The organism is Streptomyces sp. NPDC057424 (assembly GCF_042803315.1).
Lineage (GTDB): Bacteria > Actinomycetota > Actinomycetes > Streptomycetales > Streptomycetaceae > Streptomyces.
Genome location: NZ_JBHVCP010000017.1, coordinates 47151 through 72373 on the forward strand (window position 1 = coordinate 47151; position 25223 = coordinate 72373).

The 25223-nt window shown below is 72.7% G+C and carries 23 protein-coding genes; 6 read left to right on the forward strand and 17 right to left on the reverse strand.

Going from position 1 to position 25223, the window contains the following annotated elements; translation table 11 throughout:
- The first annotated feature begins 38 nt into the window (after window positions 1–38).
- On the forward strand, window positions 39–296 hold the full coding sequence (locus tag ACFU3E_RS16385) for a hypothetical protein (protein WP_384157641.1): 258 nt from the start codon (window positions 39–41) through the stop codon (window positions 294–296).
- A gap of 1 nt (window position 297) precedes the next feature.
- Here the strand turns inward: ACFU3E_RS16385 and ACFU3E_RS16390 are convergent, their stop codons facing one another.
- From ACFU3E_RS16390 to infC, 10 genes are all read right to left on the reverse strand, one after another.
- The gene (locus tag ACFU3E_RS16390; protein ID WP_384157643.1) at window positions 298–843 is read right to left on the reverse strand and encodes an NUDIX hydrolase; all 546 of its coding nucleotides are present in this window, start codon (window positions 841–843) and stop codon (window positions 298–300) included.
- A 106-nt stretch (window positions 844–949) separates the two neighbouring features.
- Window positions 950–2290, reverse strand: coding sequence for a transcriptional regulator (locus ACFU3E_RS16395; RefSeq protein ID WP_384157646.1), 1341 nt, complete (start codon window positions 2288–2290; stop codon window positions 950–952).
- Between the two features lie 267 nt (window positions 2291–2557).
- On the reverse strand, window positions 2558–3556 hold the full coding sequence (locus ACFU3E_RS16400) for a PP2C family protein-serine/threonine phosphatase (protein WP_384157649.1): 999 nt from the start codon (window positions 3554–3556) through the stop codon (window positions 2558–2560).
- Between the two features lie 138 nt (window positions 3557–3694).
- Entirely contained in the window at window positions 3695–6247 is a 2553-nt protein-coding gene (locus ACFU3E_RS16405; protein WP_384157652.1) for a phenylalanine--tRNA ligase subunit beta, read from the reverse strand.
- Window positions 6247–7374 (reverse strand): phenylalanine--tRNA ligase subunit alpha, encoded by a 1128-nt coding sequence (pheS, locus tag ACFU3E_RS16410; RefSeq protein ID WP_189589464.1) that lies wholly within the window; start codon window positions 7372–7374, stop codon window positions 6247–6249. Before pheS ends, ACFU3E_RS16405 begins: the two co-directional genes overlap by 1 nt.
- Window positions 7375–7502: 128 nt before the next feature.
- Window positions 7503–8654, reverse strand: a complete 1152-nt coding sequence (locus ACFU3E_RS16415; protein ID WP_384157656.1) for an ATP-binding protein — start codon at window positions 8652–8654, stop codon at window positions 7503–7505.
- A 54-nt stretch (window positions 8655–8708) separates the two neighbouring features.
- Window positions 8709–9569, reverse strand: coding sequence for a TrmH family RNA methyltransferase (locus tag ACFU3E_RS16420; protein WP_384157659.1), 861 nt, complete (start codon window positions 9567–9569; stop codon window positions 8709–8711).
- Between the two features lie 87 nt (window positions 9570–9656).
- A complete protein-coding gene (gene rplT / locus ACFU3E_RS16425; RefSeq protein ID WP_010045263.1) occupies window positions 9657–10040 on the reverse strand; it encodes a 50S ribosomal protein L20 in 384 nt (127 codons plus the stop codon).
- A gap of 98 nt (window positions 10041–10138) precedes the next feature.
- Window positions 10139–10333 (reverse strand): 50S ribosomal protein L35, encoded by a 195-nt coding sequence (gene rpmI, locus ACFU3E_RS16430; RefSeq protein ID WP_003977225.1) that lies wholly within the window; start codon window positions 10331–10333, stop codon window positions 10139–10141.
- A 107-nt stretch (window positions 10334–10440) separates the two neighbouring features.
- Window positions 10441–11091 (reverse strand): translation initiation factor IF-3, encoded by a 651-nt coding sequence (gene infC / locus ACFU3E_RS16435; protein ID WP_185009647.1) that lies wholly within the window; start codon window positions 11089–11091, stop codon window positions 10441–10443.
- A gap of 394 nt (window positions 11092–11485) precedes the next feature.
- On the opposite strand from infC, the gene ACFU3E_RS16440 reads away from it, so the two are divergent.
- On the forward strand, window positions 11486–11842 hold the full coding sequence (locus ACFU3E_RS16440) for a DUF1844 domain-containing protein (RefSeq protein ID WP_062925865.1): 357 nt from the start codon (window positions 11486–11488) through the stop codon (window positions 11840–11842).
- Between the two features lie 104 nt (window positions 11843–11946).
- Here ACFU3E_RS16440 and ACFU3E_RS16445 read toward each other — a convergent pair whose 3' ends face one another.
- From ACFU3E_RS16445 to ACFU3E_RS16455, 3 genes are read right to left on the reverse strand one after another with little or no spacing between them, the layout of a single operon-like run.
- Window positions 11947–12678: an SseB family protein gene (locus ACFU3E_RS16445; RefSeq protein ID WP_384157663.1), complete on the reverse strand. Its 732-nt coding sequence runs from the start codon at window positions 12676–12678 to the stop codon at window positions 11947–11949.
- Between the two features lie 42 nt (window positions 12679–12720).
- Entirely contained in the window at window positions 12721–13929 is a 1209-nt protein-coding gene (gene mycP, locus ACFU3E_RS16450) for a type VII secretion-associated serine protease mycosin (RefSeq protein ID WP_384157666.1), read from the reverse strand.
- A complete protein-coding gene (locus ACFU3E_RS16455; protein ID WP_384157669.1) occupies window positions 13926–15839 on the reverse strand; it encodes a hypothetical protein in 1914 nt (637 codons plus the stop codon). Before ACFU3E_RS16455 ends, mycP begins: the two co-directional genes overlap by 4 nt.
- Before the next feature lie 268 nt (window positions 15840–16107).
- Between ACFU3E_RS16455 and ACFU3E_RS16460 the strand changes: the two genes are divergently transcribed.
- A complete protein-coding gene (locus ACFU3E_RS16460; protein ID WP_384157672.1) occupies window positions 16108–17310 on the forward strand; it encodes an amino acid deaminase/aldolase in 1203 nt (400 codons plus the stop codon).
- A gap of 4 nt (window positions 17311–17314) precedes the next feature.
- On the opposite strand, the gene ACFU3E_RS16465 is transcribed toward ACFU3E_RS16460, so the two are convergent.
- Genes ACFU3E_RS16465 through ACFU3E_RS16480 form a run of 4 tightly spaced genes read right to left on the reverse strand, consistent with a single transcriptional unit; the run spans window position 17315 to window position 21790 of the window.
- Entirely contained in the window at window positions 17315–18214 is a 900-nt protein-coding gene (locus ACFU3E_RS16465; RefSeq protein ID WP_384157824.1) for a DUF2510 domain-containing protein, read from the reverse strand.
- A 47-nt stretch (window positions 18215–18261) separates the two neighbouring features.
- Window positions 18262–19047 (reverse strand): 3-oxoacyl-ACP reductase, encoded by a 786-nt coding sequence (locus ACFU3E_RS16470; protein WP_384157675.1) that lies wholly within the window; start codon window positions 19045–19047, stop codon window positions 18262–18264.
- Entirely contained in the window at window positions 19044–20417 is a 1374-nt protein-coding gene (locus ACFU3E_RS16475) for an aldehyde dehydrogenase family protein (RefSeq protein WP_384157678.1), read from the reverse strand. Before ACFU3E_RS16475 ends, ACFU3E_RS16470 begins: the two co-directional genes overlap by 4 nt.
- 8 nt (window positions 20418–20425) lie before the next feature.
- Complete coding sequence (locus tag ACFU3E_RS16480) at window positions 20426–21790, reverse strand: glutamine synthetase family protein (RefSeq protein WP_384157681.1); 1365 nt, start codon at window positions 21788–21790, stop codon at window positions 20426–20428.
- Window positions 21791–21874: 84 nt separating this feature from the next.
- On the opposite strand from ACFU3E_RS16480, the gene ACFU3E_RS16485 reads away from it, so the two are divergent.
- The 3 genes from ACFU3E_RS16485 (at window position 21875) to ACFU3E_RS16495 (ending at window position 24926) form a co-directional block, all read left to right on the forward strand.
- Complete coding sequence (locus ACFU3E_RS16485; protein WP_384157684.1) at window positions 21875–22615, forward strand: FadR/GntR family transcriptional regulator; 741 nt, start codon at window positions 21875–21877, stop codon at window positions 22613–22615.
- Window positions 22616–22769: 154 nt separating this feature from the next.
- Complete coding sequence (eat, locus tag ACFU3E_RS16490) at window positions 22770–24215, forward strand: ethanolamine permease (RefSeq protein WP_384157687.1); 1446 nt, start codon at window positions 22770–22772, stop codon at window positions 24213–24215.
- A 36-nt stretch (window positions 24216–24251) separates the two neighbouring features.
- The gene (locus tag ACFU3E_RS16495; RefSeq protein WP_384157827.1) at window positions 24252–24926 is read left to right on the forward strand and encodes a gamma-glutamyl-gamma-aminobutyrate hydrolase family protein; all 675 of its coding nucleotides are present in this window, start codon (window positions 24252–24254) and stop codon (window positions 24924–24926) included.
- Window positions 24927–25223: the final 297 nt, after the last annotated feature.

Genomic DNA, 25223 nt, shown 5'->3' on the forward strand with positions numbered 1-25223 from the left:
GCAAGGGATGTGAAACGACTACGGAAAGGAGCGGACTCGTGACCGCCGATCCCGAGCATCCCGTCGTTCATGGAGAACTCGCAGAGTTACGACGCCGCCTCGATGTGGCCTACGCCCGAGTCGAGGGCGGGCTGGCCCTGCTCAGTCACCGCACCGAGGAGACCGCCAAGGAACTCGACGAGCTCAACACCCGGATCAACTCGCTCGAACACGCGCGCTGGCCGCTGCCCGCGGTCGCCGCCCTCACCGCCGTGGGTGCCCTCGTCATGGCGATCTGGCAGGCGCTGGGACATTAGCTCAGGGCACCATGTCCTGACCGAGCCTGAGATGGTGCAGCAGAAGTAACGCGGCCGCCATGTTGGCGGCCGGGACCTCGCCGCGGGCGACCATGTCGGGGACGAGTTTGAGAGGCACCCACTCCCGGCGGTCCGACTCGAAGTCGTCCACGGGGTGCCCGACGTACTCGCCCTCGTCGGCCCAGTACACGTGGTGCCGGGCGTCGGTGAGCCCGTTGGACGGCTCCACGCTCATGAGGTGGTGCAGGGGTCCCGGCCGCCAGCCGGTCTCCTCCTCCAGTTCCCTGGCGGCCGCACGGGCGATGTCCTCGCCGTCCTCGACCACCCCGGCCGCGAGTTCCCACCCCCAGTTGTCGGTGATGAAACGGTGCCGCCAGAGCAGCAGCACCTCGTTGGCCTCGTTCACGACCGTGGCCACCGCAACGGGCCGCAGCCGTATGAGGAAGTGGTCCAGGTGCCGGCCGTCCGGCAGTTCGACATCCGCGAGATTGACGCTGAACCAGCGGTTTGAGTACACAGTTTGTTCGTTGCGTTTCGTCCACTGCACGGTTCTGCCACCTTCCGTCGAGTAAGTGGCAATATCGCAGCAGGGACGGACTGACAGCAGGCGCACGGGAAGCGCCTCGGAGCGACACGGGCACCACCGCCCGGATCTACAACGGTACGCGCAGTGCTCCGTCGATGAGTTCGGCGGCCTCGGCCGTGCGCGCGCAGCCACTGCGCACCAGGTGCTCCCGCACCGCGCGCAGCCGGTCGCGCAGCCGCTGGGACTCCATGCCCCGGGCCTGCTCGGCCATCTGCACCGCGATGGCCACCGCCTTGTCGGCGTTGCCCTGCCGCAGCTCGATGGTGCTGAGCATCGCCAGCCGGTGCACCCGGCCGCGGTCGTGCGCCGGGTTGTCGACGGCGGCCGCGGCATGCTCCCCGGCGGCCGCGATCTCGCCCAGGCTCAGCAGCGCCTCCGCCACCTGCACGTTGACCAGGCCCGGCTGCACATAACCGGTCTCGTCGGGCTCGTAGCCGCGCCGGATGCGCTCGGCGGCCTGCTCGGCCCGCCGGATGCAGGACAGGGCGCTGCCGCCGTCGCCGAGGTGCGCGTACGCCTTGGCCTGCATCGCGTACAGGTCGGAGGCGAGCGCCGGGGTGATGTGCTTGCCGGCGGCCCGCAGCGCGGCCTCCGCGAAGGCGACCGACTGCCGGTACTCCCGCATGAACAGCGACTGGTTGACGAGCAGGGCGATCACATACGCCCCGAGTCCCCGGTCCCCGCTGGCCTTCGCGAGCCGCAGCGCCTGGTGGAAGTAGCGCTGGGCGAGCCCGTGGGCGTCGGAGTCGTACGCGCAGATGCCGGCGACCGCCACCAACCCGCCGGTGGCCCGGTGCAGTTGCCGGCCGGTCGCGTCGGTGTAGCTGCCGCGCAGCAGCGGGGCGGCCTCGGCGTTGAGGAAACCGACGATCCGGGCCCGCGTCGCGATGCCCCCGGCCTTGCGGTACAGCTGCTCGTAGTGCGTGCGGGCGGCCCGCAGCATCTCCAGGTCGCCCGGAGTCACCCGGTGTCTGCCGCCCCGGGAGACATCCACGTCCTCGGGCGGGTTCTCCCACTCCCACACCGGCATCACGGCGGGCGTGCCGGTGAGCGCGGGCGCGCCCAGGATGTGCGGGCGCTGCTGCTGGTCGGAGCGCCACAGGGCGGTGGCCCGTTCGACGAACCCGGACAGGGAGCCGGTGTGCGGGGCGGACGGCTCACCGGGCACGCCGAGGCCGATGTCGTCGAGGGTCACCTGCCGCTGCAGCCGGCCCGCGAGCACCTCGCAGATCAGGTCGGGCACCTGGCCCCGGGGGCGCTGACCCTTCAACCACCGGGCGACAGCGGTGTGTTCGTACCTCAGGGACAGGCCGCGCGCCCGTCCTGCCTGGTTGACGTGTGCGGCCAGCCCCGCGTGCGAGATCCCCGCCTCGTCCAGGATCGCGTCGAGCAGAGTATTGGGCTGCATGTGGGCCCCCCGGGTGGCTCGGTGCGGCCAGGTTAGTGGTTGCGTCTTCACACGGGGTGTGAACGGAGTGCCCGAATCCGCACTGTGTGCGCACTGTCGCTCAGAGTCGCCGGCCGGTTGACTGAACTGCCTCGAAAGAGGCCGGCCGGGCCGCCGGCTCCCCCTCGTACAGTGCGGCGGCCCGCTCCCGCCGTCCGCCCGGCTGCCTGCCCGACACTCCGTGGCGGGGCGGACGGCATCGCCGGCAGTGCGTTCTCCCGCCGTGGTTCAGAGGTGTGTGGTCTGCTGCGGGTGCGTCGTGGTCGTTCCTGACGGCATCGCCCCGCTGTTCGTGAGCACGAGCAGGGCGACATCGTCCGGGGGTGTGCCCCGGGCGTGCTGCACGAGGGCCGTGGAGATCCTGCCGGCGACACTCTGCGAGGAGAGCGGGCCGTCCCTCGCAATGCTCGTCAGCGCGGTCGCCAGGGGGAAGAAGCGGCCCCCGGCGTCGCGTGCGTCCTGGGCGCCGTCCGTGTAGAGGAACAGGGCGTCATCGGGCTCGAGATACCCCAGGTCCACGGTCGGCAGAACGGCCTGCAGGGGGAACAGCCCCAGGGGCGGGTACGGATCGCCGGGGGCCAGCTGTTCCACCCGGCCCCCGCTCATCCGGTACGGCCACGGGTGACCGCAGTTCAGGGCGAGCATCCCGCCGTCGGGCCGGATCTCCACGAGGAGCAGGGTCACGAACTCCTCGGCGGCGCTCGCGGGATGCTCCTGGCGCAGATGCCGGTCCAGGGCACGTTCCAGCCGGCGCAGCACCCCGCCGAGGTCCTGCTCGTCGTGCGCGGCCTCGCGGAAGCAGCCCAGCACGGCGGCCACGGTCCCGAACGCGCCGATCCCGTGCCCGCGCACGTCACCCATGACGGCCCGTACGCCGTACTCGGTGGCGACGACCTCGTACAGGTCGCCCCCGACCGCGGCGCCACGCTCCGCCGACACCTGGGCGGCGGCCACGTCCAGTCCGTCGATCCGCGAGGGCAGCGGCCGCAGCAGCGCGCGCTGAGCGGCACCCGCGATCCTGCGCAGCTGCCGCAGCTCTCGCAGCAGCGACTGCCGCACATGCAGAATCAGCCCGGTCCCGACCGCGAAGAACACCGCACTGGTGACGATCCGCGCCGGAAGACCGGTCTCCTGGGCGAGCGGACAGGCCAGCTTGTACGTGACGGCCGCCGCGCCCCACATCGTGGGCAGACCGAGGCTGCGCACCCGACCCCTGATGCGGATCATGCCGATGGCCCCCCAATAGGCCCTGACACACAGAATCGGACCGGCCAGAAAGGCCGGTCCGATTCTGTCGACAGCAAGCCGGAAAGGGCAGGATCACCTGCCTTTACCACTCGAACGAGTGAGGTACCCCGGCCTTCTTCAGCTCCGCAATGCGGCCCCGACACGCTCGCCCGCGAGGGCGACCGCCGCGTCCCGGGCCGCGGAGGCCTCGTCCACCGTCAGCGTCCGGTCGGCCGCGCGGAATCGCAGCGCGTACGCCAGCGACTTCCGCCCCTCCCCCAGCTGCTCGGCGTTCTCGTACACGTCGAACAGCCGGATGGACTCCAGCAGCTCCCCGGCCCCGTCCCGCAGCGCCGCCTCGACATCCACGGCCGGCACGAACGCGTCGACGACCAGGGCGACATCCTGCGTGGCGACGGGGAACGCGGAGATCCGGGGCGCCGCGGCCGTGGCGTCACCGGCGGCCTCCACCGCGTCCAGGTCGATCTCCATCGCGCAGGTGCGCGCGGGCAGCCCCAGGGCCTTCACGACCCGCGGGTGCAGCTCGCCCGCGTGTCCCACGACCCGCTCGGCACCGTCCACGGTGACCGCCAGCTCGGCGCACCGCCCCGGGTGCCACGGCCCGTACTGGCCCTTGCGGATGACGAGTTCGGCGCCGGCCTCACGCGCGACGGACCGCGCGGCCTCGACCGCGTCGGCCCAGTCGGCCGGACGGCCCTTGCCCCACCAGCCGGCCTGCTCGCGCGCACCGGCGAGGACGACGGCCACCTGCCGCGGCTGCTCGGGCAGCGCCGCGTTCAGTTCGGCGAGCTCCTCGTCGGTCGGGCGGCGGTCGACGGGCAGCACGGCCGCGATCCGCTGCTCCTCGCGCGGCCGGAAGACCAGACCGGACTCGAACAGCGCGAGGTCGTGCGAACCCCGGCCGTCGTTGCGCCGCAGCGCGGTGAGCAGACCCGGCAGCAGCGAGGTGCGCAGCGCGGGCTCCTCGTCGCTCAGCGGGTTGCTGAGCTTCACGACGCGGCGGGCCGGATCGTCCGCGTCGAGGCCGAGCTGGTCGAAGACCTGCTCGCCGATGAAGGGGTAGTTCAGCGCCTCGACGTATCCGGCACCGGCCAGGGCCCGGCCGACGCGGCGGTGCAGCCGCTGCCGGTCGGTCAGGCCGAGGCCCGCCGGGGGCTTGGGCAGCGTGGAGGGCAGGTTCTCGTAGCCCTCCAGCCGGATGACCTCTTCGGCCAGGTCGTTCGGGTCGGTGAGGTCGGGCCGCCAGGACGGCACGGTGACGATCAGCTCGTCCTGCCCGTACACGTCGCAGCCGACCTCCTGGAGGCGGCGTACGACGGTCCCGCGGCCGTAGGCGACGCCCGCGACCTTGTCCGGGTGGTCGGCCGGGATGGTGATGGTGCGCGGCGCGGACGGGGCGAGGACCTCGGTGACGCCGACCTCGGCGGTGCCGCCCGCGAGCAGGACCAGCAGGTCGACGGTGCGCTGCGCGGCGGCCGCCGCGGCCTGCGGGTCGACGCCGCGCTCGAAGCGCCGGGACGCCTCGGAGGACAGCTTGTGCCGGCGGGCCGTGCGCGCGATCGACACCGGGTCGAAGTGCGCGGCCTCGATCACGACGTCCGCCGTGGCGTTCTCGGTGCCGATGGGGGTCCCCCCTGCTCGAGCGGAGTCGAGAGCTTGGGGGAGGTCGGCGATCTCCGTGTCGGCGCCGCCCATGACGCCGGCGAGGCCGATCGGGCCGCGGTCGTCGGTGATCACCAGGTCCTCGGCGTCCAGCGTGCGCTCGACACCGTCGAGGGTGGTGAGCTGCTCGCCCTCCTCGGCCCGGCGCACGCCGATCGTGCCCTGGACCAGGCCGCGGTCGTAGGCGTGCAGCGGCTGGCCGAGCTCCATCATCACGTAGTTCGTGACGTCGACGGCGAGCGAGATCGGGCGCATGCCGACCTTCTGCAGCCGGCGCTGGAGCCAGATCGGGGAGCGGGCCTCGGCGCTGAGGCCGGTCACCGTGCGGGCCGTGAAGCGGTCGCAGCCGATGGGGTCGGAGATCCGCACCGGGTAGCCGTACGCGTTCGGGCCGGGCACGTCGATCAGCGCCGGGTCGCGCAGCGGCAGGCCGTAGGCGATGGCGGTCTCCCGGGCCACGCCGCGCAGCGACAGGCAGTAGCCGCGGTCGGGCGTGACGGCGATGTCGAGGACCTCGTCGACCAGTTCGAGCAGCTCGACGGCGTCCTTGCCGACCTCGGTCTCCGGCGGCAGCACGATGATGCCCTTGGTGCCGTCGTCGCCCATGCTCAGTTCGTCGCTGGAGCAGATCATGCCGCGGGACATCTTGCCGTAGGTCTTGCGCTCGGCGATCTGGAAGTCACCGGGCAGGACGGCCCCGGGCAGGGCCACGACGACCTTGTCGCCGACGGCGAAGTTCCGGGCGCCGCAGACGATCTCCTGGGGCTCGCCGGTGCCGTTGGCCTGCCCGACGTCGACGGTGCAGAAGCGGATCGGCTTCTTGAACTCCGTCAGCTCCTCGATGGTCAGCACCTGGCCGACGGCGAGCGGCCCCTTGAGGTCGGCGCCGAGGTGCTCGACGGTCTCGACCTCCAGGCCGGCCGAAATGAGCTTGGCCTGGACGTCCCGGCCGGTCTCCGTCGCCGGCAGGTCGACGTACTCCCGCAGCCAAGAAAGCGGGATCCGCATCAGATCTCCATCCCGAACGGCCGGGTGAACCGGACGTCACCCTCGACCATGTCTCGCATGTCCTCGACGTTGTGGCGGAACATCAGCATCCGCTCGATGCCGAACCCGAAGGCGAATCCGCTGTACTTCTCGGGGTCGACGCCGCAGGCGGTGAGCACCCGCGGGTTGACCATGCCGCAGCCGCCGAGCTCGATCCAGCCCTCGGACGAGCAGGTGCGGCAGGGCCGGTCGGGGTTGCCGATGGACTCGCCCTTGCAGACGTAGCAGAGCATGTCCATCTCGGCGCTGGGCTCGGTGAACGGGAAGAAGTTCGGCCGCAGCCGGGTCTTCATGTCCGCGCCGAACAGGGCCTGGACCATGTGGTCCAGGGTGCCCTTGAGGTCGGCCATCGTCAGTCCCTCGTCCACCGCGAGCAGCTCGATCTGGTGGAAGACGGGCGTGTGCGTGGCGTCCAGCTCGTCGGTGCGGAACACGCGGCCGGGGCAGACGATGTAGACCGGCAGCTCACGGTCGAGCAGCGCGCGGGCCTGCACCGGGGAGGTGTGCGTGCGCAGCACGACGCCGGACCCCGACTCGTCGGTGCCCTCGGGGCCCTGGACGAAGAACGTGTCCTGCATCTGCCGGGCCGGGTGGTCGGGCAGGAAGTTGAGGGCGTCGAAGTTGAACCACTCCGCCTCGGCCTCCGGTCCTTCGGCGACCTCGTAACCCATGGCCACGAAGACGTCCGCGACCCGCTCCATCATGGTGGTGAGCGGGTGCCGGGCGCCGGACGGTACGCGGTCGTACGGCAGCGTGACGTCCACCGCCTCCTCGACGAGCACGCGCGCGTCCCGCTCGGCCTCGAGCTCCACCTGGCGGGCGGCGAGGGCCTTGTTCACGGCGCCTCGGGCCTGGCCGACGCGCTTGCCGGCCTCGGCCTTGGCGTGCGGGGGCAGTGCGCCGATCTCGCGGTTGGCGAGGGCCAGCGGGGAGGTGGGGCCGGTCTGGGCGACCTTGGCCTCGTGGAGCGCGTCGAGGGAGTCCGCGGCGGCGAAGGCGGCGAGCGCCTCGTCCCGCATGCGCTCGATCTCTTCCGGTTTCAACGTCTCGACCTCGACAGGGTCGTACGACTTATTCGGTGCCGACATCTCTTCCCGTGCTTCCGATTGGCTGGCTGGAGGTCCCCGTCTCCGACTCGGACGGCCGCCTGAAGGGACACAAAGGTGCCAATGGCCGAGTCTAACGGGGTGGAGGTACGCGAATGCGCCCGCGGTGCTCAGGCGAGATAGGCCGGAGCGCTCACGGGCAACGTAAATCGGAACTCGGCGCCGGCGCCGGGGGCGCGGCCGACCATGATGGTGCCGCCGTGGGCCTCGACGATGCCCTTGACGATGTAGAGCCCGAGGCCTGTGCCGCCGCGCTTGCTGCCCCGCCAGAAGCGGGTGAAGACGCGGTTCATGGACTCCTCCGGGATGCCGGGCCCCTCGTCGCTCACCGTGACCGACGTGGCTGCGTTCTCGGCGTACTCGCCCTCGCGGAGGGACGCCGTGGCCGTGACGTCGATCGTGACAGTTCCCTCGCCGTGCCGCACGGCGTTTTCCAGCAGGTTGCTGAGCACCTGGTCGATCTTGTCGGGGTCGGCCCACAGGTCGGGCAGCGGCTGCTGGACGCGCAGCAGGAACCGGTCGGCGGGCTGCCCGGCGGCGACGTAGGCCTGGATGTGCCGTCCGACGGCGGCGCCGATGTCGACGGGCTGGCGCCGCACCTCCAGGCGGCCGGAGTCGATCCGGGAGATGTCGAGCAGCTCGGCGATGAGCCGGGTGACCCGGTCGGCGTCGGCGTCGACGGTCTCCAGCATCAGGCGCTTCTGGTCGTCGGTGAAGCGTTCCCACTTGGCGAGCAGCGTGGCGGTGAAGCCCTTGACGGAGGTCAGCGGGGAGCGCAGTTCGTGGGCGACGGTGGCGATCAGCTCGGCGTGGCTGCGCTCGGTGCGGCGGCGGGCCTCGGTGTCGCGCAGGGTGACCACCAGGCGCCGGACGGGGCCGGTGGGCCGGGTACGGACGTAACGCGCGGAGACCAGAACTTCGCGCCCGCCGGGCAGGAGCAGGTTGCGCTCGGGCTGTCCGACGCGGATGGCGAGGCCGCCGTAGGGGTCGGTCAGCTGCCACCAGCGCCGGCCCTCCAGGTCCTCCAGCGGCAGGGCCTTCTCCAGCGGCTGCCCGAGGGCGTCCCGGGCGCGGACGGCGGTGATGCGCTCGGCGGCCGCGTTGAAGCAGATGACGCGGCCCTGCTCGTCGGCGACGACGAGTCCGTCGGGCAGCATGTCGGGGTCGATGCCGAGGTCTGCGGGGTCGTCGGGTGGCCGGGACGCGGCGGGCGGGTTCCCGGCGTTCTGGGCTCCCGGTGCGCTGCTGGTGCCGACACTCATCCCCGTACCCCACCTCCAAGGCTCCGCAGAGGGGTCCCTGAGCTGGTCACCCTACTAGTTCCCGGTGACGGAGCGGCACCCTCCGGCGGCGCGCTGTGCACGCGCCGACGCATAGAGACATACGGCGGCGGCGGTGGCGAGGTTCAGGCTCTCGGCCATCCCGTGGATCGGGACGCGTACGACGGCGTCCGCGAGGGCACGGGTCTCCTCCGGCAGGCCCCAGGCCTCGTTGCCGAAGACCCAGGCGGTCGGCCCGCCCATGGTGCCCTTGTCGAGCTCGTCGTCGAGGTCGCGGTCGCCCGCCCCGTCGGCGGCGAGGACACGGACACCGGCGTCCCGCAGCGCGTCGACGGCGTGCTCCACGGGGACGCCGACGGCGACGGGCAGGTGGAACAGGGAGCCGACGGAGGCGCGGACGGCCTTGGGGTTGTACACGTCGACGGAGGCGTCGGTCAGGACCACGGCCTCGGCCCCTGCGGCGTCGGCGCAGCGCAGCACGGTCCCGGCGTTGCCGGGGTCACGGACGTTGGCGAGGAGGGCGACGAGCCGGGGGCGGGCCGCGAGGACCTCGTCGAAGGGCGTGTCCAGGAAGCGGCAGACGCCGACGAGGCCTTGCGGGGTGACGGTGGTGGAGATGTCCGCGATGACCTGCTCGGCGGCGAGGTGCACCCGGGCTCCGGCGTCCCGGGCCGCCCCGACGATCTCGGCATGGCGGTCGGCGGCCTCCGGTGTGGCGAACAGCTCCACGAGTGTGGCCGCGTCCCCGGCCCGGTGCCCGGCTGCCTCCCGCACGGCCTGTGGCCCTTCCGCCAGGAACAGCCGGTCCTTCCCCCGGAAGTTCCGCTTGGCCAGCCGCCGCGCGGCCAGGACGCGGGAAGAGCGGGGGGAGATGAGCTCGGGGGTGGCAGGGGGCATCCTGTTCGCTTTCTCGGTAGCTACACAGCAGGACCCGCAGACCGTCCGGCCTGCGGGTCCTTCAGTCACCTCGGCTCGGAGCCGGCGTCACGCGGCCTTCGGCGCGTTCACGTCGCTCGGCAGCGCCTTCTGGGCGACCTCGACGAGCGCGGCGAACGCACCGGCGTCGTTGACGGCCAGCTCGGCGAGGATCTTGCGGTCGACCTCGATGTTCGCGGCCTTCAGACCCTGGATGAAGCGGTTGTAGGTCATGCCGTTGGCGCGGGCAGCGGCGTTGATGCGCTGGATCCACAGCTGACGGAAGTCGCCCTTGCGCTTCTTGCGGTCGTTGTAGTTGTAGACCAGCGAGTGGGTGACCTGCTCCTTGGCCTTGCGGTACAGGCGCGAACGCTGACCGCGGTAGCCGGAAGCCTGCTCGAGGATCGCCCGGCGCTTCTTGTGGGCGTTGACTGCCCGCTTGACGCGTGCCACTTGTTAACTCCTTGTAGCGGGGTCGTGGGGGTGCTCACACGACCCGAAATCGATTGGGTCCCGGTCCGGCGTACGTACGGCGCTCACGCGCCCGGACGTCACTTGCCGAGAAGCTTCTTGATCTTCGCGGCGTCGCCCGGGGCCATCTCGGCGTTGCCGGTGAGGCGACGCGTCACACGGGACGACTTGTGCTCGAGCAGGTGGCGCTTGCCGGCGCGCTCACGCAGCACCTTGCCGGAGCCGGTGATCTTGAAGCGCTTGCTGGCACCGCTGTGCGACTTGTTCTTCGGCATAGCGCCGTTCTCTCCTCGTCGGTGGCGCTCCGGTGCCCGGTCGCGAAACCGGGCACGGTGGAGCGTCGTCTTGTATCGGTTACGTCCTGGGACTGGCGTCCCGGGAGTCACGCCTCGGCGGGCTCCTCAGCCGGCGCCTCGGCCATCGCCTCGGCCTCCGCGGCGTTCTGCGACTTGCCGGGGTTGGCCTTCGCTTCCGCCTTGCGGGCTTCCTGCGCCTGGCGGGCCTCGGCCATCGCCTCGGTCTTCTTCTTGTGCGGACCGAGAACCATGATCATGTTTCGGCCGTCCTGCTTCGGGTTCGACTCAACGAAACCGAGGTCGGCAACGTCCTCCGCGAGCCGCTGCAGCAGTCGGTAGCCCAGCTCGGGACGGGACTGCTCGCGACCACGGAACATGATCGTGATCTTGACCTTGTCGCCCTGCTTGAGGAACCGGACGACGTGACCCTTCTTGGTGTCATAGTCGTGCGGGTCGATCTTCGGCCGGAGCTTCATCTCCTTGATGACCGTGTGCGCCTGGTTCTTGCGCGCCTCACGGGCCTTCATGGCCGACTCGTACTTGAACTTCCCGTAGTCCATGAGCTTGCACACGGGCGGACGGGCGTTCGCCGCGACCTCGACCAGGTCCAGGTCGTACTCCTGCGCAAGCTCCAGTGCCTTGGCCAGGGGGACGATGCCCACCTGCTCGCCACTGGGACCGACAAGTCGCACCTCGGGAACGCGAATCCGGTCGTTGATGCGGGGCTCGGCGCTGATGGATCCTCCTCGGTAGCACCACGCGACGGTCTGGCGGACGGCCGCGTAACGTCTGTGTTCGATAGACCTAACCGCGCCGAGGCAACAAAAATGCCCCGGACGATCCCAGGCGGGGCTCCTCGAACTACCGGAGCACCGCCGCGGGGTGCCGCGGGGCGCGCTTTCGGACGGATCTCCGCCGCTGGGACGGGACCGTCTGACCGGTGACCCACCGCCTTGGGGGCGATCGGGTGGGAGTTCGGAAGCCTCCACTTGTGGGCCGGGCTCGCGGTTGTGAGGCGCACGTGTCCGACCGGTCGTTACACGAGGTTACCAGCAATGGCCAGGGACGGCCAATTGGGGCGAGCCGGGGTCATGTGGGGAGCACCGGCTCCCTGCGCCTATCGTGTGGGCCATGAGTGAGACCCCTCCTGAATCCCCCGACTTCGACGCCATGGCCCGTGACATCGCCGAGGTCCCGGCGGTCGAGGTGATCGTGACGGTCGCCGTCAACCTGATGAGCGCCGCTGCCGTGAAGCTCGGTCTGACCGAGGAGGGCGAGAAGCACAAGGACCTGGACGAGGCCCGCAAGCTGGTCCACGCCCTGGCCGGTCTGCTGGACGCGACGGCGACCGAGATCAGCTCCTTCCACGCGGCACCCCTGCGCGACGGCCTGAAGTCGCTGCAGCTGGCCTTCCGCGAGGCCTCCCTCGTCCCGGACGAGCCGGGCCAGGGCCCGGGCGAGAAGTACACGGGCCCGGTCTACGGCTAGTCCCGCGACAGGCAACGTTCGCCCCGTCGCCACGCCCGGCACGCACTCTCGCCGCACCGGACGCCGCTCCTTGACGGGCAAACGTTGCCTGCCGCGGCACTAGTTCAGCCGCGTACGTACAGGGGCTCGCCCGGTGGCGTCGCCTCGGCCGGCAGCAGTGCCAGGTCGAGGCCGCGCACCAGGCGGGCCCGCAGGGTCGCGTCGGCGGCGAGCCGCTGGGCGACGGCCCGCGCGGCCTCGGCCGGCGCCGCGGACGGGTCCAGCACCAGGGCGAGAGTGCCGTCGGCCTGGCCCGGGCCGAGGTGGGCGCGCACGACGGCGGGCTCGGCGGCCACGGCTCCGCGCACGGCCTCGACCACGGCCGGGTCGGTGAGCGGGTCGGTGGTCGAGCGTCCTTCGGCGAGGGCGAGCAGGGCGGGGCCGGTCAGCTCGAAGGGCACCGGTCCGGCCAGGTCGAGCACGATCGTGTCCGCCTTCTCGTGCGCGGCGGCCTGCAGGGCCTGGTGCAGCGGTACGGCGACGGGGCGGGCCTGCGGGTCCCAGCGGGCGAGCGAGTCCGTTGAGGTGAAGGCGGGCAGTGCGGTGCGGTTCCCGGCCTTCAGGGTCGGTACGGCCATGTCGCTGGTCTTCTCGCGGCGCAGTCCCCGCTCGTCCTCCTCGACCTCGCCGAGCACGGCCACGACGGGGACGAGCAGCCGGGCGCTCTTGAGGGCGGCCAGGACCGGGCCCACGGCGCTCCGGTCCGCGGACCAGGCGGCGAGTGCCGCGCTCAGCCGGGGGTCGGCGGAGCCGTCGTCGTCGGAGAAGCCGGGGTCCGGGATGTTCTTGTTCGCCACGCGTCGACCCTATCGGCCGGATGGTGAGCGTCCGGCAGCGGCTCAGACGTCCTCGCGGCCGGTACGGCGGCCGCGCCACAGGACGACCGCCACGACCAGCAGGACGCCGCCGGCGCCGCCCGCGAGGGGGGCGGCCCAGTCGGCGGTGTCGTCGCCGGAGGCGTCGGCGTCCGGTCCGCTGCCGAAGTACTTCGCGCCGTAGGACGCCGACTGGAGGTCCTCGGGCTTGAGCCGGCCGGCGGCCTCGATGGCGGCGGCCGGGTCGACGAAGCCGAAGCCTCGGGAGTCGTCGCGGCCCGCGGCGGGGGCGTTGCGGGCGGTGTCCTCAAGGAGCGACTTGATCTGGGCCGGGGCGAGGCCGGGGTGGGCGGCCTTGACCAGGGCGGCGGCGCCGGAGACGAAGGCGGCGGCGGCGCTGGTGCCCCACCCCTCGTAGTACTTGTGGTCGGGGTCGGCGATGACGACGTCGACGCCGGGGGCGCTGACCGTGGCGTACCAGCGGCGGGTGGAGAAGGGGGCGCGGGTGCCGGAGCGGTCGACGGCCGTGGCGGCGATGACGCCCGGGTAGGCGGCCGGGTAGGAGATGCGGTCGCCCTTCTCGCCGCCGTTGCCGGCGGAGGCGACGACGACCACGCCCTTCTCCAGGGCGTACTGGATGGCCTGGTCCTCGGCGGGTTCGGGGTGCGCGGAGGCGGAGTCGTCGCCGAGGGAGAGGTTGATGACGTCGGCGCCGTTGTCGGCGGCCCAGCGGATGCCCTCGGCGAGGGCGTTGCCGCGGGTGCTGCGGGCCTTGGCGCGGGAGGGATCGCCGTCCTCGAGGATCACGCGGACCGGGAGGATCTTCGCCTCGGGGGCGATGCCGAGGATGCCGTCGGCGTTGCCGGGGCCGTGTCCGTGGCCGGCGATGATGCCGGCCATGGCGGTGCCGTGCCGGGCCCAGGCGCGGTCCCCGGGTTCGGCGCCGAAGCGGACCAGGTCCTTGCCGGGGAGGACGTTGCCGGCCAGGTCGGGGTGGTCTTCCTCTACGCCGGTGTCCAGGACCGCGACCGTGACGCCCCGGCCTTTGGTGGTCTGCCAGGCCTGCTCGGTGTGCATGGCCTCCAGGGCCCACTGCTGGGCGCGGATGCCGTCGGCGTGCGCGGTGGCGGCGGGGAGGAGGACGAGACCGGCGGTGAGCAGCGCGCCCAGGGCGGCGGCCGTCCGGGACGGCCTGCGCGGGCGCTTCCCGGCCGGGGGGTGTACTGCGGTCACGAGGGCTGCTCCGAGGCCGAGCGGACGTTTCTGCGGAAGTCGCGTTCGACGCGGTCGGCGAGGCCCTTCGCCTCGTTGCCGAGGCCGGCCTGGGCGGCGGCGGTGGTCGCGTCGGCCTCCACGGCGTCCCCGGCGGGCTGCGGGTCGTCGACGGTACGGCCGTCGGCCCAGCCGGAGACGGCGTAGACGACGACCGGGGCCTCGGTGAGCACGGAAACGGTCCAGGATGCGCGCTGCCGGGCGCCGAAGCCGGCGGCGGGCGTGCCCTTCGCTGCGAACGGCAGGGGCATCAGGTCGCTGCGGCGGTCCAGGCGTTCCTTGCGGAAACGGTTCGCGAGGGCGGTCATGCCGGGGGCGTCAGCCGTGGTGAAGAGCAGGCCGACGGTGGTGACGTAGCTCTCGGTGGCGTCGGTGTAGGTGGCGCGCAGGAGGCGCTCGCAGCCGGCCGGGGCGAGGACCTTGCGCAGCAGCGGGTCGAAGGCGTCCTTGCAGCCGCTGTCCGGCGCGACGGCGATCCGGGTCCAGGTGCGGTCGGCTCCGCCGGGGCCGGCGCCCCGGCCCTGCACGGTGGGCGGGAACAGCTCGTCGACCGGGACGCTGTGCCAGAGGCTTCCGGCGGCGGCGAAGGTGCTGGGCGAGCCCCCTTGCCCGGAGTCCCCGACGAGCCAGCTGCCGGTGACCGCTCCCGAGATGAGGCCCAGCCCGAGCACGAGGCAGACGGCGGCCGCCGCGGCCTGCGGTGCCCCACGCCGGCCGAGTGGCCGGGGCCGGGCGTCGCCGACGTAGCCCTCGGGCTCGCCGAAGGACACCAGGGGGCGCGTGGCGCTCCAGGAGAGGGCGGGGTCGGGAGAGACGGGGGTGGGGTTCCGGGGTGGTGGGGCGAAGGGGGCCGACGGTTCGTGTGCGGGGCGCGGCGGGGTGGAGTGCGCGGATCCCGGGCGGGCTGTCGTCGTCCCCTGCGCGGCAGGGCGGCCGAAGGGTGGGGCGGGCTCGTCCGGTGCCGGGGCCGCGGGGACCGGGCGCAGGCGCGCGGTCGTCTCGGACGAGCGCTCGCCGGGGGCACCGGTACGGCGGGGCGCGGGGAGGCGGAAGGGCCGGCCGGACGTCTCCGGCGGCGCCCCGGCCGCAGCGTCCGGACGACCGGGGGCGGAGAGGCGGAAGGGCCGGCCGGACGTCTCCGACGCGGTCCCGTCGGGAGCGTCGGAACGCCCCGCGCGGCCGGAGGAGCCCGGCGTGGGGAGGTGGCGCGGCCGCGGCGGGGCGTCAGATGCCGACGAGGAGGGCGGCCTGTTCGCGCCAGGGCGGGTCTCGCGGCCGACACCGGGCGACGTGTCCGCGCCGGGGCGGGTCTCGCGGCCGATGCCGGGCGACATGTTCGCGCCAGGGCGGATCTCACCGCCGACACCAGACGACGTGTCCGCGCCTGCACGGGCCTCGCGGCCGATGCCAGACGACATGTTCGCGCCAGGGCGGATCTCACCGCCGACACCAGACGACGTGTCCGCGCCTGCACGGGTCTCGCGGCCGATGCCAGGCGACGTGTCCGCGCCGGGGCGGGTCTCGCGGTCGGCGCGGGGCGGCACGTCGGGGAAGCGGGTGGAGGCGCGGGGCGGAGGCAGCGGGGCGGACTCGGTGCGCCGGGGTGCGACGGCACCCACGTTCGCGGCGCCGAAGCTCGGGAACCGGGGGCGGCCGTTCGTGTTCGGCCTGTCGGAGGACTTGGCCCCGTCCGTGCCCGCGGCCGTCCCGGCAGGAGTCGCAGGGCCGGGGGCGGTGCCCGGTGTGTCCCGCTCGTCCGCCGCCGGGGCTTCCGGCGCGGCCGGGGGGTGTGACGGGCGCGGTGGTGTGGTGGGGCGCGGGGGTGTGGTGGGGCGCGGGGGGAAGGAGGCACGCTGCGCTTCCGTGCTCATGCACCCCCCGTTTCCTCATGCCCGGGCCGCTCGTCTAGCGCGGGCCGGTGTCGTCCTGCCCGCGGCCCGGTACGGAATCGTCCCGGGCACACATACCCGTACGGACGGAGCGTCATCCCGGCACGGACAACCGGCCGGCGTCGTCCGCCGTACGTGCGCGTCACTCTACGGCTTGTTCCTGGACGAACGGGAACCAGTCCGCGACGCCGGGGCATCTGCCCGGAACGTCCCCCTACCCTGCGGTAATCCAGTCTGGCAGGCTGCGTTCATGACTGCGCGCGCCGCCGACCGGGCCCGTTACGACCGGGCCACAGCCCATCTCGACGCCCCTCTCGCGATCGTGGACCTGGAGGCTTTCGACGCCAACGCCGCCGACCTGGCCCGACGTGCCGGGGGCAAGCCGATCCGGGTCGCCAGCAAGTCCGTGCGCTGCCGGGCGCTGCTGGAGCGCGTCCTGGCCCGGGACGGCTTCGCGGGGATCATGTCGTTCACCCTCGCCGAGTCGCTGTGGCTGGCCCGTTCGGGGTTCGAGGACGTGCTGCTCGCCTATCCGTCCGCCGACCGTGCTGCCTACGCCGAACTGGCCGGTGATCCCAAGCTCGCCGCCGCCGTGACCGTCATGGTCGACGACGTCGCCCAGCTGGATCTGATCGACGCCTCCCGAGGCGGCGGGCGTGAAGTGGTGCGGGTGTGCCTGGAGTTGGACACGTCCCTGAAGCTGTTCGGCGGGCGGGTGCGGGTCGGGGCCCTGCGTTCGCCGCTGCACTCCCCCGCGCAGGTCGCGGATGTGGCGCGGGCGGTGGCCCGGCGGCCCGGCTTCGAGGTCGTGGGGATCATGGCGTACGAGGGGCATGTCGCCGGTGTCGGGGACGCGGTGGCGGGCCGGCCGCTGCGGTCCCGTGCCATCCGGCTGATGCAGTCCGCCGCCAGGCGTGAACTCGCCGAGCGGCGTGCGGAGGTGGTGCGCGCGGTGCGGGCCGTGGTTCCGGCTCTTGAGTTCGTCAACGGCGGCGGCACCGGCTCGGTGCAGCACACGGCGGCCGAGGACGCGGTGACCGAGATAGCCGCCGGGTCGGGGCTGTACGTACCGCGTCTGTTCGACAACTACACGTCGTTCAGCGGCCGTCCGTCAGCCCTCTTCGCCCAGCCGGTGGTGCGGCGGCCGGGGGTCGGGGTCGTGACGGTGCTGGGTGGTGGGTATCCCGCGTCGGGTGCGGCGGGTGCCGACCGGTCGCCCGTGCCGTATCTGCCCGAGGGGCTGCGCTACGACCCGCGGGAGGGGGCCGGTGAGGTGCAGACGCCGCTGCTCGGCTCGCCCGCCGACGATCTGCTGATCGGGGACAAGGTGTGGTTCCGGCACGCCAAGGCCGGTGAGCTGTGCGAGCGGTTCGACGCACTGCACCTGGTCGAGGGCGAGGCGGTGACGGCGACCGTGCCCACCTATCGCGGCGAGGGCCACACGTTCCTGTAGGACCTCAGTCCGTCGGGCCGATGCTGCTGCCGACGCCGCCGCCCGTGTCCGCGTCGCCGAACGGGCGGATGCCCTTGGTGATGCGGTCCATGTCGGCGAGCGGCGGTCCCTCCTCGCCGGCGTGGAAGACGTACCGGACGAGGACCGGTGACTCGGTGCCGACGCTGGAGGGAAAGGCGAGCGACTGGACGTAGCCGCCGGGGCCCTTGGCGGTCCTGACGCGCCAGCGCACGAGGTATCCGGCGCGGCCCGCCACCGCGACCGGTCCGGATTTCACGACCTGGTGGGACTTCATGCCCCCGTGGAGCTCGCGGCCGAGCCGGTCGCGGTCGTAGGCCTCGTCGGCGGCCTCGGAGATGTCCGCCCTGGCGAGGGCCTCGGGGGACTTCTCGTCGTTCTCGGTCACCGTGCGGGAGAAGACCATGCCGTGACGGCACAGGCCCACGCCGCCGGGACAGTCGTAAGTGCCGTCGGTCGTCATGACGACGTCGTCCTGGGCGACGTACCGGGGGCGGACCCAGCCGTCGGGCAAGGGGAACGTGATGCCGTTGAGCTGGTCCTCGACCAGCGCGGGGTCGTCGGCGGACGGCTGCGAGGAGGACGCCTCGGGGGTCGGCTCCGGCGAGCCGGGCGTGGCCTCGGGGGCGGAGGACGGTGCCGTCCTGGTCTCCGTGCCGCGGCCGTCTCCCCCGTCGAGGGCGACGGCTCCGGTGACGATCGCCGCGACCAGGACGGTTCCGGCGGCGGTCAGGGCGACCGCCTTCGTCCGGCCGGTGCCGCCGCCCGGCGGCGGGGCGGCGGGGGCCCCGGGCACGTGGCGGTGTTCGGTCCAGGCCGTGCCGTCCCACCAGCGCTGCAGGTGCGGGGCGTGCGGGTCGGGATACCAGCCGGGCGGAGGCGTCATGCTCATCCCGGCACTGTAGGGCGCGCCCCGGACCGAACGGGCACGCGCTACAGGGGTGTGACGTACGCCCCTGCGATCCCGCCGTCGACCAGGAAGTCGGTGGCGTTCACGAACGAGGAGTCGTCGCTGGCCAGGAAGGCCACGGCGGCGGCGATCTCCTCGGCCTCGGCGAACCGGCCCAGCGGGATGTGCACCAGGCGGCGCGCGGCCCGCTCCGGGTCCTTGGCGAACAGCTCCTGGAGGAGGGGGGTGTTGACCGGGCCGGGGCACAGGGCGTTCACGCGGATGCCCTCGCGGGCGAACTGCACGCCCAGTTCACGGGACATGGCGAGGACGCCGCCCTTGGAGGCCGTGTACGAGATCTGGGAGGTCGCCGCTCCCATCCTGGCGACGAAGGACGCCGTGTTGATGATCGAGCCCCGGCCCTGGCGCTGCATGTAGGGGATGGCGGCCTTGCAGCACAGGTAGACGGAGGTGAGGTTGACCTCCTGGACGCGCTTCCAGGCCTCCAGGCCGGTTTCCAGGATGGAGTCGTCGTCGGGCGGGGAGATGCCGGCGTTGTTGAAGGCGATGTCGACGCTGCCGTAGGTGTCGTAGGCGGTCTTGAAGAGGGCCTCGACCTGCTCGGGGTCGGTCACGTCGACGTTCACGAAGGTGCCGCCGACCTCCTCGGCGGCCGCCTTGCCGCGGGCCTCGTCGACGTCGCCGCAGACGACGTGCGCGCCCTCGGAGGCGAGGCGGCGGACGGCGGCGAGGCCGATGCCGCTGCCGGCGCCGGTGACGACGGCGGTGCGGCCGGCCAGGCGGCGGCAGATGTTTTCCTGGGCAGTCACTGTGCGGGGCCCTCCGTGCTGATGAAGACGTTCTTGGTTTCGGTGAAGGCGGCCAGGGCGTCGGGGCCGAGCTCGCGGCCGACGCCGGACTGCTTGTAGCCGCCGAACGGGGTCCAGTAGCGGACGCTGGCGTGGGAGTTGACGGACAGGTTGCCGGCGCGGACGGCCTGGGAGACGCGCAGGGCGCGGCCGACGTCCCGGGTCCAGATGGAGCCGGAGAGGCCGTAGGGGGTGTCGTTGGCCAGGCGGATCGCGTCCTGCTCGTCGGCGAAGGGCAGGAGGACGGCGACGGGGCCGAAGATCTCCTCGCAGGCCGCCGCCGAGCCGGGGCTCTCCCCGGTGAGGACGGTGGGCGGGAACCAGAAGCCGGGGCCCTCGGGGGCGCTGCCGCGCAGGGCCGGGGCGTCGTCGGGCACGAAGCCGCGGACGCGGTCGAGCTGCTGCCGGGAGATCAGCGGCCCCATCTGGGTCTTCTCGTCGGCCGGGTCGCCCACCACCACGGCGGCCAGCGCCTCGGCGAGCAGCTCGCGGACCTCGTCGAAGACGGACTCCTGGACCAGGACGCGGGTGCGGGCGCAGCAGTCCTGGCCGGCGTTGTCGAGGAAGGAGAAGGGGTCGACGGCGGTCTTGAGGTCGGCGTCGGCGAAGACGACGTTGGGGCTCTTGCCGCCGAGTTCGAGGGTGACGGGCTTGACCTGCTCGGCGCCGAGGGCCGCGACGCGTGTCCCGGTCCGGGTCGAGCCGGTGAAGACGATCTTGGCGACTCCGGGGTGCCGGACCAGGGCGTCGCCCGTGATGTCACCGCGTCCCGGCAGGACCTGGAAGAGGTGCTCCGGGAGTCCGGCCTCCAGGGCCAGTTCCGCGAGGCGCAGGGCGGTGAGGGGGGTCGTCTCGGCGGGCTTGAGGATGACGGCGTTGCCGGCCGCGAGGGCGGGGGCGGTGCCCCAGGCGGCGATCGGCATGGGGAAGTTCCAGGGCGCGATCACGCCGACGACGCCGAGCGGTTCGAGGATCGTGACGTTCAGGCCGCCGGGCACCGGGATCTGCCGGCCGGTGAGCCGCTCCACTCCCCCGGCCGCGTAGTCCAGCAGGTCGCGGACGTTGCCGGCCTCCCAGCGGGCGTTGCCGATGAGGTGCCCGGCCTCGCGGACCTCCAGACGGGCCAGTTCCTCCAGGTGCTGGTCGACGGTGGCGGCGAAGCGGCGCAGCAGCCGGGCGCGGTCGCCGGGGGCGAGGGCGGCCCAGACCCGCTGTGCCCTGGCGGCGTGGGTGACGGCCGCGTCGACGTCGGCCGGGCTCGCCCCGGCGATGGCGGCGACGACCTCCTCGGTCGCGGGGTTCAGTACTTCCAGAAGGTGCTCGGAGGACAAGAGGGGCCTCACAGACGTTCGAAGGAGCGGCGCAGCTCCCAGTCGGTCACCGCGGCGTCGAAGGCGTCAAGTTCGACCCGCGCCATGTTGCGGTAGTGCGCGACGACCTCGTCGCCGAAGGCGGCCCGGGCGATGGGGCTGTTCTCCCAGAGCTCGGCGGCCTCGCGCAGGGTGGTGGGGACGTGGGCCAGGTCGGCGGCGTAGGCGTTGCCGGGGCAGGGCTCGGGCAGCTCCAGCTTCTGCTCGATGCCGTGCAGTCCGGCCGCGACCAGTCCGGCGACGGCGAGGTAGGGGTTGACGTCGCCGCCTGGCAGGCGGTTCTCGAAACGCAGGGAGCGGCCGTGTCCGACCACCCGCAGCGCGCAGGTGCGGTTGTCGTGGCCCCAGGCGACGGCGGTCGGGGCGAAGGAGCCGGGCTGGAACCGCTTGTAGGAGTTGATGTTGGGGGCGTAGAGGAGGGAGAAGTCGCGCAGGGCGGCGAGCTGGCCGGCGAGGAAGTGCCGCATGACCTCGGACATGCCGCCTTCGAGGTCGCCGGCCATGGCGTTGGTGCCGTCCGCGTCCCCGAGCGAGAGGTGGATGTGGCAGGAGTTGCCCTCGCGCTCGTTGTACTTGGCCATGAAGGTGATCGACATGCCCTCCTGGGCGGCGATCTCCTTGGCGCCGGTCTTGTAGACGGAGTGCTGGTCGCAGGTGACGAGGGCCTCGTCGTAGCGGAAGGCGATCTCGTGCTGGCCGGGGTTGCACTCGCCCTTGGCGGACTCGACGGTGAGGCCCGCGCCGGCCATCTCGTTGCGGATGCGGCGCAGCAGGGGCTCGATGCGGCCGGTGCCGAGGACGGAGTAGTCGATGTTGTACTGGTTGGCCGGGGTGAGGCCCTTGTAGCCCGCGTCCCAGGCCTGTTCGTAGGTGTCCTTGAAGACGATGAACTCCAGCTCGGTGCCGACCTGGGCGGTGTAGCCGAGCTCCGCGAGGCGCTCCAGCTGGCGGCGCAGGATCTGGCGGGGGGCGGAGACGACCGGGGAGCCGTCGCTCCAGGCGAGGTCGGCGTGGAGCATGGCCGTGCCCGCGTTCCAGGGGACGCGGCGCAGAGTGGTCAGGTCCGGGTGCATGGCGAAGTCGCCGTAGCCGCGGTCCCATGAGGACATCGCGTAGCCGTCGACGGTGTTCATCTCGGTGTCGACGGCGAGCAGGTAGTTGCAGCCCTCGGTGCCGTGCCGGAGGACTTCGTCGAGGAAGAAGCGTGCGGCGAACCGCTTGCCCTGGAGTCGCCCTTGCATGTCGGGGAAGGCCAGGACGACAGTGTCGATCTCACCGCCGGCGACGAGGGTGTGCAGCTCCTCGACGCTCAGCGGGGGTGTGCGGTCTGCCACGGGAGGGCCTCCTTGGCTCCTTGAGTCCGCCGGGAGCCATAAGGTATTTCGGAGAACCATTGCTTGGGAAGGGGGTACGGCCACATGCCGGAGGAAGCTGACGGCGGCGAGGTGGAGCGCGACGGGCTGACGCCGGTGCTGCGGCCGGTGCGCGCGGGGAACGGCTTCGAGGAGGCGCTGGAGCAGATCCTGCAGGTCGTACGGCTGGGTCTGGTGCCGGGGGGCGAGCGGCTGCCGGCCGAGCGGGAGCTGGCGGAGCGGCTGGGGATCAGCCGGGTGACACTGCGCGAGGTGCTGAAGGTGCTCCAGGACCAGGGTCTGGTCGAGTCGCGGCGCGGCCGGTACGGCGGCACGTTCGTGCTGCCGCGAGCCGACGCCGTCGGCGAGGACGAGCTGCGGCGCCGGGTCTCCGAGGTCGACATAGAGGACGTGCTGCGGTTCCGGGAGGTGCTGGAGGTGGGCGCGGCCGGGCTGTGCGCGGCGCACGGCCTGGACGAGAAGCAGGCGGACCGGCTCCGTGAGGCCCTGGCGCGCACGCACGACGCGCCGCTCGCCGGGTACCGGCGCCTGGACACGTTGCTGCACCTCACGATCGCCGAGCTGTCCGGCTCCCCCACGCTCACCGCGCAGTACGCGGCGGTCCGCGCGACGCTCAACGACCTGCTCGACTGCATCCCGCTGCTGGTGCGCAACCTGGAGCACTCCCAGCGGCAGCACACCGCCCTGGTGGAGGCGGTGATCGAGGGCGACGCCGACCAGGCGCGGGAGATCGCGCGCGAGCACTGCGGGGGCACGGCGGCGCTGCTGCGGGGCTTTCTCGGCTGAGCCGGGCGCTGTCGTGGCGCGGTGAGGATTTACGGGCGATTAACGCACGGGGCTTGCCTTCCCCCGTCCGGCACCGCAAAGGTATGGCTCCATTCCATTGGATCGAAGCCCGCTCGCCCCTCGTGACCGCCGCCGCCCCGTCGGGAGTCTGCCCATGTCCCAGGAACCCACCCTCACACCCGCCGCCCCGGAGGGCGACGACTATCTGGAACGCAGAGCCCTGCGCCGCGGCAGCGCCGGCTGGGTGCTGCTCACCGGCCTCGGCGTCGCCTACGTCGTCTCCGGCGACTACTCGGGCTGGAACTTCGGCCTGGCCGAAGGCGGCTTCGGGGGCCTGGCGATCGCCATGGTCCTCATGGGCGCCATGTACGCCTGCATGGTCTTCGCCCTCGCCGAGCTCTCCTCGATCCTGCCCACCGCGGGCGGCGGCTACGGCTTCGCCCGGCGGGCGCTCGGCCCGTGGGGCGGCTTCCTCACCGGCACGGCGATCCTCATCGAGTACGTCCTCGCGCCCGCCGCGATCGTCATCTTCATCGGCGACTACGTCGAGTCGCTGGGCCTGTTCGGCCTGGAGTCCGGCTGGCCGATGTACCTGGTCTGCTTCGCGATCTTCCTCGGCATCCACCTGTGGGGCGTGGGTGAGGCGCTGCGCTTCAGCTTCGTGGTCACCGGCATAGCCGTGGTCGCCCTGGTCGTGTTCGCGCTGGCGGCACTGCCCGACTTCTCCTTCGCGTCGCTGGACGACATCCCGGTCGACTCCGCCGCCGCAGGGTCGAGCTCCTGGCTGCCGTTCGGCCTGCTCGGCATCTGGGCGGCGTTCCCCTTCGGCATGTGGTTCTTCCTGGGCGTGGAGGGCGTGCCGCTGGCCGCCGAGGAGACCAGGGACCCGGCCCGTACGCTGCCGAAGGCGATCCGCTGGTCGATGGGCATCCTGGTGGTGCTGGCGGTGGTCACGTTCTTCGCGGCGGCCGGGGCACGCGGTTCCGACGCGATCCAGGGGGCGGGCAACCCGCTGGTCGAGGCACTCCAGCCGAACGGCGAGGCGACGACCCTCAGCCGGATCGTGAACTACGCGGGCCTGGCCGGCCTGGTGGCGTCGTTCTTCTCCCTGATCTACGCGGGCTCGCGCCAGCTGTTCGCCCTGTCCCGCGCGGGCTACCTGCCCCGCTTCCTGTCGCTCACGAGCCGCCGCAAGGCGCCGTACCTGGGCCTGCTGGTGCCCGGCACGATCGGCTTCCTGCTGGCGGCGGTCTCCGGGAACGGCGCGCGGATGCTGAACATCGCCGTCTTCGGCGCCACCATCTCCTACGCGCTGATGTCCCTGTCGCACATCGTGCTGCGCCGCAAGGAGCCGGAGCTGCCGCGGCCGTACCGCACGCCGGGCGGGGTGCTGACCTCCTCGGTCGCCCTGGTGCTGGCCTGTGCGGCGCTGGTGGCCACGTTCCTGGTGGACGTGACGGCCGCGTTCATCGCGCTTCTGGTCTACGCCGTGGCCGTCGCGTACTTCGGCCTGTACAGCCGGAAGCGGCTGGTGGCGAAGGCGCCGGAGGAGGAGTTCGCCGCGCTGGCGGCGGCCGAGGCAGAGTTGGCACGGGACTGACGTATCGAGTGTGAGGGAGTTTTCGTGGGCAGGCCGTTGATCGGGGTCAGCACCTATCTGGAGTCCGGTGCGCGCTGGGGCGTGTGGGAGCTGGAGGCCGCCCTGCTGCCGGTCGGCTACCCCCGCCTGGTCCAGCGGGCGGGCGGCCTGGCCGCGATGTTGCCGCCGGACGACCCGCGGTACGCCGCGGCCGCCGTGGCCCGGCTGGACGGGCTGGTCATCGCGGGCGGGCCGGACGTGGAGCCGGTCCGCTACGGGGCGGAGCGCGAGGAGCGGACGGGGCCGCCGGCACCGGAGCGGGACGCGTGGGAGCTGGCGCTGATCGAGGCGGCGCTCTCGGCGGGCCTGCCGCTGCTGGGGATCTGCCGGGGCATGCAGCTGCTGAACGTCGCCCTCGGGGGGAACCTCGTACAGCACATCGACGGGCACGCGGAGGTCGTGGGCGTCTTCGGGGGGCATGCCGTCAAGCCGGTGCCGGGCAGTCTGTACGCCGGGGTCGTGCCGGAGGAGACGTTCGTGCCGACGTACCACCACCAGGCCGTCGATCGTCTGGGCGAGGGCCTCGTCCCCACGGCGTATGCGGCGGACGGGACGGTGGAGGCGGTGGAGCTGCCCTCCGCCGACTGGGTCCTGGGCGTGCAGTGGCATCCGGAGATGGGGGAGGACGTGCGGGTGATGCGGGCGCTGGTGGAGGCATCGGCCAAGGCCTGACCGGCGACCCGGCAATCCAGCGACCCGGCATCCCAACGGCCCAGCAGCGCAGCGGCCGGGCGAACGCAGCGGCCCGGCACCTCGGCGACACAGCAGCCCGGCGCCGCAGCCCCCCAGCACCTCGGCGACACAGCAGCCCGACAGCCAGCGCCCCCCGCAACCCAGCAACCGGACAGCGCCGCGGCCCAACAGCGCACCAGCCGAGCAACACAACAGCCCGGCACCGCAGCCCCCAGCACCTCGGCGACACAACGGCCCGACAGCCAGCGCCCCGATGCCCCGACAGCCCGACGGCCC